General features: G+C 65.3%; 13 protein-coding genes and 3 tRNA genes. 13 read left to right on the top strand and 3 right to left on the bottom strand.

Annotated features, from left to right (window positions below):
• The first annotated feature begins 127 nt into the window (after window positions 1–127).
• The 8 genes from tig to RCF13_RS20985 all read left to right on the top strand — a co-directional run bounded on the left by tig (window position 128) and on the right by RCF13_RS20985 (window position 8,956).
• Window positions 128–1,423, top strand: a complete 1,296-nt coding sequence (tig, locus tag RCF13_RS21020) for a trigger factor (protein ID WP_134968738.1) — start codon at window positions 128–130, stop codon at window positions 1,421–1,423.
• Between the two features lie 76 nt (window positions 1,424–1,499).
• The gene (gene clpP / locus RCF13_RS21015; RefSeq protein WP_004146318.1) at window positions 1,500–2,126 is read left to right on the top strand and encodes an ATP-dependent Clp endopeptidase proteolytic subunit ClpP; all 627 of its coding nucleotides are present in this window, start codon (window positions 1,500–1,502) and stop codon (window positions 2,124–2,126) included.
• Between the two features lie 126 nt (window positions 2,127–2,252).
• Window positions 2,253–3,542 (top strand): ATP-dependent Clp protease ATP-binding subunit ClpX, encoded by a 1,290-nt coding sequence (gene clpX / locus RCF13_RS21010; RefSeq protein WP_004154600.1) that lies wholly within the window; start codon window positions 2,253–2,255, stop codon window positions 3,540–3,542.
• 143 nt (window positions 3,543–3,685) lie between these two features.
• A complete protein-coding gene (gene lon / locus RCF13_RS21005; protein WP_061479951.1) occupies window positions 3,686–6,136 on the top strand; it encodes an endopeptidase La in 2,451 nt (816 codons plus the stop codon).
• Window positions 6,137–6,355: 219 nt separating this feature from the next.
• Window positions 6,356–6,628, top strand: a complete 273-nt coding sequence (locus RCF13_RS21000) for an HU family DNA-binding protein (RefSeq protein ID WP_005408270.1) — start codon at window positions 6,356–6,358, stop codon at window positions 6,626–6,628.
• An 11-nt stretch (window positions 6,629–6,639) separates the two neighbouring features.
• A tRNA-Val gene (locus tag RCF13_RS20995) sits at window positions 6,640–6,714 on the top strand.
• Between the two features lie 26 nt (window positions 6,715–6,740).
• A tRNA-Asp gene (locus tag RCF13_RS20990) sits at window positions 6,741–6,817 on the top strand.
• Between the two features lie 183 nt (window positions 6,818–7,000).
• Window positions 7,001–8,956 (top strand): peptidyl-prolyl cis-trans isomerase, encoded by a 1,956-nt coding sequence (locus tag RCF13_RS20985; RefSeq protein WP_308141533.1) that lies wholly within the window; start codon window positions 7,001–7,003, stop codon window positions 8,954–8,956.
• A 180-nt stretch (window positions 8,957–9,136) separates the two neighbouring features.
• Here the strand turns inward: RCF13_RS20985 and RCF13_RS20980 are convergent, their stop codons facing one another.
• Together RCF13_RS20980 and gloB are read right to left on the bottom strand one after the other, a co-directional pair.
• Window positions 9,137–10,339: a lytic transglycosylase domain-containing protein gene (locus RCF13_RS20980; RefSeq protein ID WP_231352569.1), complete on the bottom strand. Its 1,203-nt coding sequence runs from the start codon at window positions 10,337–10,339 to the stop codon at window positions 9,137–9,139.
• On the bottom strand, window positions 10,336–11,100 hold the full coding sequence (gloB, locus tag RCF13_RS20975) for a hydroxyacylglutathione hydrolase (RefSeq protein ID WP_134969285.1): 765 nt from the start codon (window positions 11,098–11,100) through the stop codon (window positions 10,336–10,338). The genes RCF13_RS20980 and gloB overlap by 4 nt, the downstream gene beginning before the upstream one ends.
• A gap of 11 nt (window positions 11,101–11,111) precedes the next feature.
• Between gloB and RCF13_RS20970 the strand changes: the two genes are divergently transcribed.
• Genes RCF13_RS20970 through dnaQ form a run of 3 tightly spaced genes read left to right on the top strand, consistent with a single transcriptional unit; the run spans window position 11,112 to window position 12,957 of the window.
• Window positions 11,112–11,756: a methyltransferase domain-containing protein gene (locus RCF13_RS20970; protein WP_061479955.1), complete on the top strand. Its 645-nt coding sequence runs from the start codon at window positions 11,112–11,114 to the stop codon at window positions 11,754–11,756.
• A 12-nt stretch (window positions 11,757–11,768) separates the two neighbouring features.
• The gene (gene rnhA / locus RCF13_RS20965; protein WP_005408275.1) at window positions 11,769–12,221 is read left to right on the top strand and encodes a ribonuclease HI; all 453 of its coding nucleotides are present in this window, start codon (window positions 11,769–11,771) and stop codon (window positions 12,219–12,221) included.
• Window positions 12,222–12,225: 4 nt separating this feature from the next.
• Entirely contained in the window at window positions 12,226–12,957 is a 732-nt protein-coding gene (dnaQ, locus tag RCF13_RS20960) for a DNA polymerase III subunit epsilon (protein WP_134969286.1), read from the top strand.
• Window positions 12,958–13,019: 62 nt separating this feature from the next.
• Here dnaQ and RCF13_RS20955 read toward each other — a convergent pair whose 3' ends face one another.
• The gene (locus RCF13_RS20955) at window positions 13,020–13,724 is read right to left on the bottom strand and encodes a PP2C family serine/threonine-protein phosphatase (RefSeq protein WP_014036153.1); all 705 of its coding nucleotides are present in this window, start codon (window positions 13,722–13,724) and stop codon (window positions 13,020–13,022) included.
• Window positions 13,725–13,889: 165 nt separating this feature from the next.
• Between RCF13_RS20955 and RCF13_RS20950 the strand changes: the two genes are divergently transcribed.
• Window positions 13,890–13,980 (top strand) — tRNA-Ser (locus RCF13_RS20950).
• Window positions 13,981–14,293: 313 nt separating this feature from the next.
• Window positions 14,294–14,698, top strand: coding sequence for a DUF6165 family protein (locus RCF13_RS20945; protein WP_049466382.1), 405 nt, complete (start codon window positions 14,294–14,296; stop codon window positions 14,696–14,698).
• Window position 14,699 lies beyond the last annotated feature (1 nt).

Below are 14,699 nucleotides of genomic sequence, written 5' to 3'. Positions count from 1 at the left end.
GTGCAAGCCGAATTGGGCGAAACTAAAGGGCTGCGGCAAGCAGGCGCGTCCCAGACGTCGCGTCCTTACAACCGTTTCATCCCAATCATCGAGCCGGGGGCCTGGGCCACCGGTGGCAGGAGTCAACATGCAAGCTTCGATCGAATCCACCGGCAACCTGGAACGCCGCCTGAGCTTCTCGCTGCCGGAAGAGCGTCTGCAGAGCCACATCGCCGGCCGCCTCGGCGAAATCGCCCGTACCACCCGCATCAAGGGCTTCCGCCCGGGCAAGGTGCCGGCCAAGGTGATCGAGCAGCGCTTCGGCGCGCAGGTCCGTGGCGAGGCGCTGGACGGCCTGCTGCGCGAAACCTTCGATGCGGCCGTGCGCGAGCACGACCTGCGCATCGTCGGCAGCCCGCGCATCGACAAGGGCGACGAGGGTGAGTTCTCCTTCGTGGCCACCGTGGAAGTGGTGCCGGACTTCGGCGACATCGACGTCAGCAAGCTGACCGTCGTGCGCCATACCGCCGAGATCACCGACGCCGACATCGACCAGATGATCGAGAACCTGCAGAACCAGCGTCGTACCTGGGCCCCGGTCAGCCGTGGCGCGCAGGACGGTGACCTGGTCGCGGTGGAAACCTGGTCGCAGGCCGGCGAAGAGCGCCTGCCGGCCGAGGGCACCGAGAAGGGTTCGATCGTGCTCGGCCAGGGCATGATGTTCGAGACCATCGAGAAGGGCCTGGTCGGCCTGGCCAAGGGCGAAGAGAAGACCCTGGACGTCGAGTTCCCGGCTGACTGGCGCGTGCCGGTGCTGGCCGGCAAGACCGTGCAGGTCACCGTCAAGGTCACCGAGGTCTCCGAGCCGGTCGTGCCGGCGGTCGACGAAGCCTTCATCAAGAGCTTCGGCGTGAAGGGCGGCGATGTGGAGCAGTTCCGCAGCGACATCCGCGCCAACCTGGAGCGCGAGCTGAAGGGTGCGTTGATGAACCGCCTGCGCCGCGAAGTGGGCGAGCAGCTGATCGCGGCCTACTCGTCGGTGGAAATGCCGCCGCGCCTGGTCGAGAACGAAGCCCGCGCCATGCTGGCCCAGCAGGTCGAGCAGCTGCGCCGCAACGGCCAGAACGTCGGCGAGATCCCGGCCGATGCCCACGAAGGCTTCAAGGACGCTGCCGCCAAGCGCGTGCTGGTCGGCCTGCTGGTCGGTGAAGTGGCCCGCATCAACGACCTGCGCCTGGAAGCCAAGCGCCTGAATGAAACGATGCGTCTGATCGCTTCGACCTACGAAGAGCCGGAGCAGGTCATTGAGATGTACCGCAACGACCCCCAGTTGATGTCTGGCCTGCAGAACCGTGTGATGGAAGAGCAGGTGATCGACTGGATCGCCGAGCGTGCCCAGCACACCGAAGAGAAGCTGTCGTTCCAGGACGCGATCCGCCAGTAAGCCCGGGCGGATCACCGGATGCCCCGCGCCTTTGCCGGCGCGGGGTTGTTGCCCCCCAAGATAGGTACCTCACGTAATGGACAACCGAACCAAAGCCCTGAACCTGGTTCCGATGGTGGTCGAGCAGACCAGCCGCGGCGAGCGTGCCTACGACATCTATTCGCGCCTGTTGAAGGAGCGCCTGATCTTCCTCGTGGGCCCGATCGACGATCACATGGCCAACGTGGTGGTGGCGCAGTTGCTGTTCCTGGAATCGGAAAACCCGGAAAAGGACATCAACATCTACATCAACTCGCCGGGTGGCGTGGTCACCGCCGGCATGGCGATCTACGACACCATGCAGTACATCAAGCCGAATGTGAGCACCACCTGTATCGGCCAGGCCGCCTCGATGGGCGCCCTGCTGCTGGCCGCGGGCGAAGCCGGCAAGCGCTATGCGCTGCCGAACTCGCGCGTGATGATCCATCAGCCGCTGGGTGGCTACCAGGGCCAGGCCACCGACATCGACATCCACGCGCGCGAGATCCTGACCCTGCGTTCGCGCCTGAACGAGGTGCTGGCCAAGCACACCGGCCAGTCGCTGGAGACGATCGCCCGTGACACCGAGCGCGACAACTTCAAGAGCGCCTTCGAGGCGCAGGCCTACGGTCTGGTCGACCAGGTCCTGGAGCGTCGTCCGGATGAGTCGATCCAGGCCGGCTGACCGGCCTTCACGGGGCCAGGGAGGCCTCGTTCCTGCAGGGTCGGGTGGGACTGGTGTCCCCTCGGCCCTGTGCTATTCTCGAATCGAACCCCCGTTCAGCGGGTGGGGTAACTGGGTAAGCGAAGCATGAGCGAAGACCGCCAAGGTCGTTCCACGGACACCGGCAAGATCCTCTACTGCTCTTTCTGCGGCAAGAGCCAGCATGAAGTGCGCAAGCTGATTGCGGGTCCGAGCGTGTTCATCTGCGATGAGTGCGTGGAGCTGTGCAACGACATCATCCGTGAGGAACTTGAGGAAAAGGCGCAGTCGGCGCGCAGTTCGCTGCCCAAGCCGCGCGAGATCCTCGAGGTTCTCGACCAGTACGTGATCGGCCAGAACCGTGCCAAGCGCACGCTGGCAGTGGCCGTGTACAACCACTACAAGCGCATCGAGAGCCGGCAGAAGAACGACGACGTCGAACTGGCGAAGTCGAACATCCTGCTGGTCGGCCCGACCGGTTCGGGCAAGACGCTGCTGGCCGAGACCCTGGCCCGCCTGCTCAACGTGCCGTTCACCATGGCCGACGCCACCACGCTGACCGAAGCGGGTTACGTGGGCGAGGACGTGGAGAACATCATCCAGAAGCTGCTGCAGAAGTGCGACTACGACGTCGAGAAGGCGCAGCAGGGCATCGTCTACATCGATGAAATCGACAAGATCTCGCGCAAGAGCGAGAACCCGTCGATTACCCGCGATGTGTCCGGCGAAGGCGTGCAGCAGGCCCTGCTGAAGCTGATCGAAGGTACCGTGGCCAGCGTTCCGCCGCAGGGCGGCCGCAAGCACCCGCAGCAGGAATTCCTGCAGGTGGACACCAAGAACATCCTGTTCATCTGCGGCGGCGCGTTCGCCGGGCTGGACAAGGTGATCCAGGCGCGTTCCACCGACGTCGGCAGCATCGGCTTCGGTGCCAAGGTGAAGAGCAGCGAGCGCAAGCAGGAAGTGGGCAAGGTGCTGGCGGAAGTCGAGCCGGAAGACCTGATCAAGTTCGGCCTGATTCCCGAGTTCGTCGGCCGCCTGCCGGTGGTCGCGACCCTGGAGGAGCTGGACGAGCCGGCCCTGATCAAGATCCTGACCGAGCCGAAGAACGCCATCACCAAGCAGTTCAAGAAGCTGTTCGAGATGGAAAACGTGGAGCTGGAGTTCCGTCCGGACGCGTTGTCGGCCATCGCCAGGAAGGCGCTCAAGCGCAAGACTGGCGCCCGTGGCCTGCGCACCATCGTCGAATCGGTCCTGCTGGACACCATGTATGACCTGCCGTCGCAGGAGAACGTCAGCAAGGTGGTCGTGGACGAATCGGTGATCGAGCACAAGTCCGAGCCGTACCTGATCTACCAGACCCCGGCCGCCCCTGAACAGAAGGCCGCAGGCGCCGAGTGATCCTTCCAGGTTGTTGATTGGAAAGGATTTTAAAGGAATGCCTTGCATCTGAAAGCCGATGGCCCCATAACGGGGCCATCGGCTTTTTTTGTCTCCGGAAGATGCCCTCCCGGAGGCGGTTTTCCCCCTTCCCTGGAGCCCCCATGGCCCGTTCCCCAAGTGAAACCCTCGACCTGCCGGTCCTGCCGCTGCGCGACGTAGTGGTGTTCCCGCACATGGTCATCCCGCTGTTCGTCGGCCGTGACAAGTCCATGCACGCGCTCGAACAGGCAATGGAGGCGGACAAGCGCATCCTGCTGCTGGCGCAGAAGTCGGCCGAAACCGACGACCCGCATGCGGCCGACCTCTACCAGGTCGGTACGCTGGCGCAGGTGCTGCAACTGCTGAAGCTGCCCGACGGCACCATCAAGGTGCTGGTCGAAGGCCTGTCGCGCGTGCAGGTCACCCACGTCGACGAGCGCAACGGCTCGCTGCATGGGCAGGCGGTGGAAATCGACGCCACCGACGAGCGCGAAGCGCGCGAGGTCGAGGCGATTGCCCGCTCGCTGATGTCGCTGTTCGAGCAGTACGTGAAGACCAACCGCAAGCTGCCGCCGGAACTGCTGCAGACGCTGTCGGGCATCGATGAGCCGGCGCGCCTGGCCGACACCATCGCCGCGCACATCAGCGTGCGCCTGGCCGACAAGCAGCGCCTGCTGGAAACGCTGGCCGTCGGCGATCGCCTGGAGATGCTGGTCGGCCTGGTCGATGGCGAGATCGACGTGCAGCAGATGGAAAAGCGCATCCGCGGCCGCGTGAAGTCGCAGATGGAGAAGAGCCAGCGCGAGTACTACCTCAACGAACAGATGAAGGCCATCCAGAAGGAACTGGGTGACCTGGACGACGCGCCGGGCGAGCTGGAAGAGCTGGCCCGCAAGATCGCCGAAGCCGGCATGCCGAAGGCCGTTGAAGCCAAGGCACGCAACGAACTGAACAAGCTCAAGCAGATGTCGCCGATGTCGGCCGAAGCCGCGGTCGTGCGCAACTACCTGGAGTGGCTGCTGGGCGTGCCGTGGAAGAAGCGCAGCAAGGTGCGCAAGGACCTGAAGGTCGCGCAGGATACGCTCGATGCCGACCACTACGGCCTGGAGAAGGTCAAGGAGCGCATTCTTGAATACCTGGCGGTGCAGTCGCGCGTGAAGCAGATGAAGGGCCCGATCCTGTGCCTGGTCGGGCCGCCGGGCGTGGGCAAGACCTCGCTGGGCCAGTCGATTGCCAAGGCCACCAACCGCAAGTTCGTGCGCATGTCGCTGGGCGGCGTGCGCGACGAGGCCGAAATCCGTGGCCACCGCCGTACCTACGTCGGTTCCATGCCGGGCCGCATCGTGCAGAACCTCAACAAGGTCGGCAGCAAGAACCCGCTGTTCGTGCTCGACGAGATCGACAAGATGTCGATGGACTTCCGTGGCGATCCGTCTTCGGCGCTGCTGGAAGTGCTCGATCCGGAGCAGAACAACGCATTCAACGACCACTACCTGGAAGTGGACCTGGACCTGTCCGAAGTGATGTTCGTGGCCACCTCGAACTCGCTCAACATTCCCGGCCCGCTGCTGGACCGCATGGAAGTGATCCGCATCCCCGGCTACACCGAGGACGAGAAGCTCAACATTGCCACCCGCTACCTGGTGCCGAAGCAGGTCAAGGCCAACGGCCTGCAGCCGGAAGAACTGGAAATCGGCAGTGACGCCATCCAGGACATCGTGCGCTACTACACGCGCGAATCGGGCGTGCGCAACCTGGAACGCGAGATCGCCAAGATCTGCCGCAAGGTGGTGAAGGAGATCGCGCTGGCCGGCCCGCAGCCGGTGAAGGCGAAGAAGGGTGCGAAGAAGCCCAAGGCGCTGGTCAATGTGTCCAGCAAGAACCTGGACAAGTACCTGGGCGTGCGTCGCTTCGACTTCGGCCGTGCCGAGGAAGAGAATGAAATCGGCCTGGTCACCGGCCTGGCCTGGACCGAAGTCGGTGGCGACCTGCTGCAGATCGAATCGACCCTGGTGCCGGGCAAGGGCCAGCTGATCCTGACCGGCCAGCTCGGCAACGTGATGAAGGAATCGGCGTCGGCCGCGCTGTCGGTGGTGCGTTCGCGCGCCGTGGGCTTTGGCATCGACAGCGACTTCCTGCAGAAGCACGACGTGCACCTGCACGTGCCCGATGGCGCCACGCCGAAGGATGGTCCGAGTGCCGGCGCGGCGATGGTCACCTCGCTGGTGTCGATGCTGACCAGGGTGCCGGTGCGCGCCGACGTGGCGATGACCGGCGAGATCACCCTGCGTGGTCGCGTCACTGCCATCGGTGGCCTGAAGGAGAAGCTGCTGGCCGCACTGCGTGGCGGCATCCGCACGGTCATCATCCCGGAAGAGAACCGCAAGGACCTGGCCGACATCCCGGCCAACGTCACCCGCGATCTGAAGATCGTGCCGGTGAAGTACATCGAAGAAGTCCTGGACCTGGCGCTGGAGCGTCCGTTGGCACCGAAGAAGGCGCGCAAGAGTGCGCAGCGTGTCACGGTGCGCAGCAAGGCCAAACCGAGTGGAAACGCGCGCGTCAAGCATTGACGCGCGCTGTCCAATGGCCCGAAACCCGCGTCGTTGCTGGCTTTCCAGCTTGCGTGGGGGTAGGGCCACTGGTATAAAAGCAGCACTCGCGAATGAGTGGTCGCAGTCTGGTGATCGCTGGATTCGGCGAACCGTTTCCACATGGCGGCCGCGTGCAGATGGCGTGCGGTTGCTTCCCTGTCGAATAAGCGGAACCCACCGCCAAAGGAGTTGTAGAGAATGAACAAGACCGAATTGATCGATGCCGTTGCTGAAGCTGCCGACCTGACCAAGGCAGAGTCCAGCCGCGCTGTCGATGCCGTCGTTGCTGCCATCACCAAGGCGCTGAAGGACGGCGATGCGGTCACCCTGGTTGGCTTCGGTACCTTCCAGGTCCGCGACCGTGCTGCCCGCACCGGCCGCAACCCGAAGACCGGCGACACCATCAAGATCGCTGCTTCGAAGAATCCGTCGTTCAAGGCTGGCAAGGCCCTGAAGGATGCTGTAAACTAAGCGGCTCGCTGGGGTGCTTAGCTCAGCGGTAGAGCGTCTCCTTTACACGGAGAGGGTCGGGGGTTCGAAACCCTCAGCACCCACCACAGCACCGCGGTAAAAGTTTGAGTGTGGAGCGGTAGTTCAGCTGGTTAGAATGCTGGCCTGTCACGCCGGAGGTCGCGGGTTCGAGTCCCGTCCGCTCCGCCAACTCTAAAAGCCCTCGGCGCAAGCCGGGGGCTTTTTCTTTGCGCCAGGATGTGGAGTTGGCCGATGCACTGATGGTGCCTGCCTGCGCAAGTGGGCGCAGGCCGCGTCGGTGCTGCTTTTGGTCCCTGCGGCGAAGCGGGTTACACTGCCGGGCTCGCCAATCAGGCCTTGTGATTCCTCACCATGCTGCAGAAACTCCGCGACAAGACCTCAGGCTGGATCGTCACCGTGATCCTGGGGCTGCTGATGATTCCGTTCCTGTTCGTGATCGACAACAGCTACCTCGGTGGCGTTGGCGCACAGAACGTGGCCAAGGTTTCCGCGCCGCCAACCTGGTGGCGTTCGGCGCCGTCGTGGTGGCCGGTGCGCATGCTGTGGCAGCACCATGAGATCAGCTCGCAGGATTTCCGCACGCGTTTCGAGCAGGAGCGCATGCGTGAGCGCCAGCAGCAGGGCGACAACTTCGACCCGCGCGCGTTCGAGAGCACCGAGAACAAGATGGCCGTGCTCGATCAGCTGATCGACGAACAGGTCGTGCGTCTGGTCGGTGAACAGGCGGGCGTGGTGATCGGCGACGGCGCGGTGCGCGAGTACATCGCGACCATGCCGGCGTTCCTCGATTCGAACGGCAAGTTCAACGAGAACAACTACCGCCTGGCATTGGCCGGTGGCAATCCGCCGCGTACCCCGACCCAGTTCCAGGAACTGGTGCGTGAGAGCCTGCAGCAGTCGGTGATCCCATCGGGCCTGCAGAGCTCCGGCTTCGTCACCCAGGCCGAGACCGAGCGCCTGTTGAAGCTGCTGGGCGAAACCCGCGACGTCGAGCTGGCCGCGTTGCCGCCCGTACCGGCCGATACCGCGCCGGTCACCGATGATCAGATCAAGAAGTGGTACGACAGCCACGGCAAGGATTTCCGCCAGGCCGAGAGCGTGTCGCTGGAGTACGTCGAGATCAACGGTGCGAACCTGCCGGCACCGACCCCGGCCGATGAAGCGACCCTGCGCAAGCGCTATGAAGAGGAAAAGGCAAAGTTCACCTCGCCGGAGCAGCGCCAGGCCTCGCACATCCTGATCACCGGTGACGGCGCCGAAGCCAAGGCGAACAAGATCGCTGCCGAAGCCAAGGCGGCCGGTGCCGACTTCGCTGCGCTGGCCAAGGCCAATTCGGAAGATCCGGGCTCCAAGGACCAGGGCGGTGACCTGGGTTGGGTCGAGCGCGGTGCGATGGTCAAGCCGTTCGAGGACGCGCTGTTTGCGGCCAAGGCCGGTGACGTGATCGGCCCGGTGAAGACTGAGTTCGGTTACCACATCATCAAGGTGGCCGCTGTGCGCGGTGGCCAGGGCAAGTCGTTCGAGGAAGTGCGTGACACGCTGGCTGCCGAGCAGCTGAAGGCCGACGGCGAGCGCGGCTTCAACGAACTGGCCGGTCGCCTGGTCGATGCCATCAACAAGAGCCCGAGCGACCTGGCCGCTGCGGCCAAGGAAGTGAACCTGCCGCTGCAGACCCTGGGCCCGATCACCCGCGCGACCGCCAGCGGCATCGCCGCTGACCCGACCGTGCTGCGTGCCGCCTTCTCCGACGTGCTGGTGCAGGACGGTACCGCCAGTGACCCGATCGCCCTGGGCGGCGCGACCAACCACAGCGTGGTCATCCGTGTGGCTGCACACACCCCGGAACAGGCCCTGCCGCTGGACAAGGCCCGCGAACAGGTGATCGCTGCGATCCGTGCTGATCGCCAGCGCCAGGCCAGCGACAAGGCGGCCGAGGCCATCCTGGCCAAGCTGAAGGCGGGCGCCACCCTGCAGTCGCTGGCTGCCAGCGAGAAGCTGCAGCTGAGCCCGATGCCGGGCCTGCCGCGCAGCCAGCCGGTGCCGACCCCGGAAATCAACCGCGCGATCTTCAGCGCGCCGGTGCCGGCCGAAGGCAAGCCGAGCTATGGCAAGGTCGACGTCAACGGCCACGCGCTGCTGTTCGCGGTGAACAAGGTCAATCCGGGCGACATCAAGGAAGTGACTGCAGAGCAGCAGAAGCAGCTGAAGGAACAGCTGAGCCAGATCGACGGCATGGCCGCGGCCAAGGCCTACATCGAGGCGATGCGCAAGAAGTTCATGATCCAGACCACCGAAGCGAACCTGTAAGCCTCGCGGCGAGCAGATCGAAGAAGGCCCGGCATTGCCGGGCCTTTTTTTGTGCGGGCGCTGCTGGAAATTGAATTGTAGAGCCGAGCCCATGCTCGGCTGGTCATGAACCCCGACAAGTCGCAGGCAAGAAAAAAGCCGAGCAGGGGCTCGGCTCTACAGGAGGGCCTGGCCTGCGCGTCAGTCTTCGACGCGCAGCACCGCACCCGGCTTCAGCACGCTGCTGCCGCTCAGGCCGTTCAGCGAAAGAAGCGCCTTGACCGGCATGCCATAGCGGCGGGCGATGGTCCAGGCCGATTCACCATCACGCACGGTGTGGCGACGGCTGCGCGGACGATCGGCGATCGCGGCCACGGTCTTGGCGACCTGCGGCGCTGGCGAGGCGGCGGCAACAGGTACGCTACTGGCCACCAGTGCGGTGGCGGTGTCCGCCACGGTCGCGTTGGCGGCCGAGACCGGCGCCAGCACGCGGGTGGTGCCGGACGAGACGCGTCCACCGCCCGCCAGGGCGGGGTTGAGACGGACGATCCTGGCCGGGTCCAGGGCGCGCTGTGCGGCCCACTGCTGGACGCTGGTGCCGGCGGGCAGGGTGTGGTCCTTCAGTACGGGCACGGTGCGGTCCAGCGAGGCCATGACCCCTGGCTGGTCTTCCACGTCTTCCAGTACGCAGGCCAGGGCATGCAGCTTCTCGACGTAGGCATGGGTGACCGGCGACAGGCCGGGCAGCGCCGAGGGCTTGGCGTTCTGCGCGTTCATGCCGGCCTTTCGCATGGATTGCAGCACGCGGTACTCGCCGGCGTTGTAGGCCATGGTGGCCAGGCGCCAGTCACCGCCGAACATGCCGTGCAGGGTCTTCAGGTAGCGCACTGCGGCCTGGGTGGAATCGACCGCCGACAGGCGGCCGTCGTAGCCGTTGGCCATGGGCACGCGGTGATTGCGCGCTGTGGTGGCGATGAACTGCCATAGGCCGGTTGGGCCGCTGCCGTTGCGGGCATTGGGCCGGTAGCCGCTTTCCACGAAGGGAATCAGTGCGAACTCGGTGGGCAGGTTGGCCTTGCGCAGCTCTTCGACCACATAGCCGAACAGCACCAGTGCATCGTCATCCTGGTTGGCCAGGCGCGACGGGGCGTGGGCGAACTGCTTCTGCCAGCGCGGGCTGGTGGCCTCGGCATTGCAGGTGGGCTCGGCCAGGCCATCGCGGAAGCTGGAGAAGATTTCCTGGCCGTTGCGGACCGACGCGGCCGGCAACGCGGCCGGATCCAGCGGCAGGGCGGCGGCGGCGGTCAGGTTCTGGCCGATGCCAGCGCCCAGCGACTGGGCGCCGGCGGTTCCGGCCAGCCCCAGGACCAGGCCCAGGGCCAGCGGCAGACTTCGGCGCATCATGCGCGGAAGCCGTCTTTCCAGTGCCGGAGACCGGCCATCACGTCGACGTCGTCAACGACGTCACGGCCCAGGTGTGCCGACACCGACGCGCGGATCGGCGCAGTGTGCACACGCAGGAACGGATTGCAGTCGAATTCGCTGGCCAGGGTTACCGGCAGGGTGGAACGGTCATCGCGGCGCATGGCCAAAGCCTCCTCTTGGCGCTGCCGCAAGGCAGCGTTGGCGGGGTCGACATGCCGCGCGAAGACGGCATTTGACACGGTGTACTCATGAGCGCAACAAAGCAGCAGTTGCGCGGGCAAGGTACCCAGCTTGCGCATCGATGCCAGCAGCTGGGACGGCGTACCTTCGAACAGGCGTCCACAGCCCAGGCTGAACAACGAATCTCCGCTGAAAAGATGTTCAGCAGTGTGAAACGCGATGTGGCTGCGGGTATGCCCGGGCACGGATAGTACGTGGAACGCCCGGCCCAGTGCCTGAACGCGTTCACCTTCGCCGACCCGTTCGGTTGCCGTGGGGATGCGCTCCTCGACGGGTGCGATCACCCGGACTCCGGGAAAGCGTGCCTGCAGCACGGGCACGCCACCGATGTGGTCATCGTGATGATGGGTGAGCAGGATCGTGTCCACGCGCAGGCCCTGATCGGCGAGCGCAAGCACCGGCGCGGCATCGCCGGGATCGACGACCACGGCGGCGCCGTCGTCGTCGATCAAGGTCCAGATGTAGTTGTCCGCAAATGCGGGCAGGGCAGTCAGTCGCATAGAATTGGACCATGCCCGCGCTGCAGAGCACCCGTCAAGCGAGCCAGACCCCGTGGTTCGACAGCGAACCGGCGGAAGCCCTGCGCGTTCTGGAGCGGCAACTGCTGCTGCCGCAGCTGTCGTTGCTGCCGGTGCAGCCCTGGCTGTGGATCGCGCCGAGTGCCGCATGGCTGGACGATGCGCAGCTTGGCGGGCGCGGCCTGCGCCTGTACCGGCAGGGGCACGGCTATGCCGGCGACACCCGCTGTGCGTTGCCGCTGCCGCTGGCCAATGAAAGCGTCAATGCGGTCGTGCTGCAGCATGTCACCGCAGCCGACGCTGATCGGTTGCTCGATGAGTGCGAGCGCGTGCTGATGCCGGGCGGCCACCTGTGGCTGAGCAGCCTCAACCCGTTCAGCCCTTACCGCACGCACTGGCGCCAGCATGGGCTGGTGGTGCGCACGCCGCAGCGGATCCGCCTGCTGCTCGGCCGCCACGGGCTGGAGTGCGACGATATGCGTTTCCTCGGCCCGCTCTGGCGCGGCGCCGGCAGCCGTCGCGCGGGCGGTTGGTCGCCACTGCGCGCAGCCTGCCTGTTCCATGCTGAAAAACGAACGCTGGCCCTGCCCGGGCCGAAACCGTTGCCGGTGCGTTGGCACGGCACCGTTGCTACCTGATCTGGAGTTGTATTGAAAACCATTGAAATCCACACCGACGGTTCCTGCCTTGGCAATCCCGGCCCCGGCGGCTGGGCTGCGCTGCTGCGCTACAAGGGCCACGAGCGTGAACTGAGCGGCGGCGAAGCGCACACCACCAACAACCGGATGGAGCTGATGGCGGCCATTTCCGGCCTGGAAACGCTGACCGAGCCGTGCAACATCGTGCTCTATACCGATTCGCAGTATGTGCGGCAGGGCCTGACCCAATGGATGCCCGGCTGGATCCGCAAGAACTGGAAGACCGCCGGCGGTGACCCGGTGAAGAACCGCGAGCTGTGGGAGCGCCTGCATGCGGCCACGCTGCGGCACCAGATCGACTGGCGCTGGGTGAAGGGCCACTCCGGCGATCCGGACAATGAGCGGGTGGATACCCTGGCGCGCAACGCGGCCATCCAGATCCGCGACGCCAGCCCGGTAAACTGAGCCCATGCGTCAGATCATCCTCGATACCGAAACCACCGGCCTGGAGTGGAAGAAGGGCAACCGCATCGTCGAAATCGGCTGCGTGGAGCTGTTCAAGCGCCGCCCGACCGGCAACAACTACCACCAGTACATCAAGCCGGACTGCGAGTTCGAACAGGGCGCGCAGGAAGTCACCGGCCTGACCCTGGAGTTCCTGGCTGACAAGCCGGACTTCGCGCAGATCGCCGATGAATTCCTGGCCTTCATCGATGGCGCCGAGCTGATCATCCACAACGCGGCGTTCGACCTGGGCTTCCTCGACAACGAGCTGTCGTTGCTGGGCCCGCAGTATGGAAAGATCACCGATCGCTGCACGGTGATCGATACCCTGGTGATGGCGCGCGAGCGCTTCCCGGGCCAGCGCAATTCGCTGGATGCGCTGTGCAAGCGCCTGGGCGTGGACAATTCGCACCGTGCGCTGCATGGCGGCCTGCTCGACGCGCAGATCCTGGGTGACGTCTATATCGCGCTGACCTCGGGCCAGGAAGAGATCGGCTTCGGCCTGGGCGACGATGACGGCGGTGGCGCCGGTGCCGCGCTGCAGGCCTTCGACACCAGCAAGCTGCTGCCGCGCCCGCGCGTGCTGGCCACGCCGTCGGAGCTGGAAGCGCATGCCGCGCGACTGGAGCGGCTGCGCAAGAAGGCCGGCCACGCATTGTGGGATGGGCCGAAGGTGGAAGAGCCCGCCAGCGCATAAACATCCACGCATGGCGTAGATCTACTGTAGAGCCGAGCCCATGCTCGGCTCATGCACCAGGTTCAGTGGCAGCGCACCAGGATGACGCTGATGTTGTCGCGGCCACCGCCGTCGAGCGCGGCGGCGACCAGCGTGTCCACGCATTCCTGTGCGCTTGCATCCTCGAAGGCGAGGGTGCGGGCGATGCCGCGGTCGTCCACTTCCTCGGTCAGGCCGTCACTGCACAGCAGCAGCTGCATGCCGGGGCGCAGCTCGCCGCTGGTGGTGGCCACGTTCAGATGTGCCGGATCGGTGACGCCCAGCGCCTGGGTGACCACGTTGCGATGTGGATGCGCGCGTGCCTGTTCGGCCGTCAGGTTGCCCTGCGCGACCAGTTCCTGCACCACGCTGTGATCCTGGCTGAGCTGTGCCAGCTGGCCGTCACGCCAGAGGTAGGCACGGCTGTCGCCGACCCATGCCACTTCATAGCGATTGCCCTGCACGCGTGCGGCGACCACGGTGGTACCCATCGGCAGGGTGTCGTTGCGCCGCCGCGAGGCGCGGATGATCTCTTCGTCGGCGGTGCGGATGGCCTGGGCCAGCGGCGCGCCACGGCGGATCTCGCGCACGATGGTTTCGCGGGCCAGCGCGCTGGCCACCTCGCCGCAGGCGTGGCCGCCCATGCCATCGGCCACCAGCCACAGGGCCAGCTCGCTGTCACCGTAGTAGGTGTCTTCGTTGAGCTCGCGGCGCAGGCCGGGGTGGGTGAGGTGTCCGAATTCGATCATGGTGTGCGGGGGCGGGGTATTGCTGGGGAGATAGGCATCATCGGGGGGCTGCAGGCATCCGGCAAGGCATGCACTCAGGAAATTTTCACTTCGTTGACCGGAATGACTTGTCGCCGGCCTCGCTTCCTCGTATGATGCGCGTCCCCGGTCCGCCGGGGACCACCCGGAGAGGTGGCAGAGTGGTTGAATGTACCTGACTCGAAATCAGGCAGGCGTTTATAGCGCCTCGGGGGTTCGAATCCCCCCCTCTCCGCCAGATAAAGAAAAAGGGCTGCCGAGAGGCAGCCCTTTTTCTTTATCTGGCGCGGGACGCGACGCGCTCTGCGCGTCGCCCCACACGTTGCTGTGCAACGCGTGGGCCCCTCCCTTTGCCGGCCTCTCCCCGCCCCTGTCGGGGCAGCCCCTCAACAGAAGGGCTTGGTCCTCCAGATGCATCATGGGAGATCCGCGCGGTGCGTGGATGCTGTTCCTGCTGGCAGGCTCATCCACGCATGGCGTGGATCTACCCGGGATATCCGTGCGGACGCTGCGGGTTACCATGTACGCATCACCTGCTGGAGCTTTTCCCGATGACCGCTGAAATCCTCGTCCCCGTTTCCTTCGGCGAGCTGCTGGACAAGATCTCGATCCTGCAGATCAAGTCCGAGCGCATCAGCGACGAGGGCAAGCTGGCCAATGTGCGCAGGGAGCTGTCGGCGCTGGAGAAGACCTGGATGGCACACCCGGCGGCGGTGAAGGACATCGCCAAGCTGCGTGCCGAGTTGAAGGCCGTCAACGAACAGCTGTGGGACATCGAGGACGACATCCGCCTGAAGGAGAAGGCGCAGGCGTTCGACCAGGGCTTCATCGACCTGGCGCGCAGCGTCTACCTGCGCAACGACGAACGCGCGCGCATCAAGAAGGCGATCAACCTGGCGCTGGGTTCGGCGTACGTGGAAGAGAAGTCCTACCAGGATTACGCGCAGCGCGCGTAAT

It is taken from the genome of Stenotrophomonas maltophilia group sp. RNC7 (assembly GCF_030910085.1).
In the GTDB taxonomy this organism is placed as follows: Bacteria; Pseudomonadota; Gammaproteobacteria; order Xanthomonadales; family Xanthomonadaceae; genus Stenotrophomonas; species Stenotrophomonas sepilia.
The sequence above is the reverse complement of the archived record's forward strand: the minus strand, read 5'-3'. Positions and strand labels throughout refer to the sequence as shown.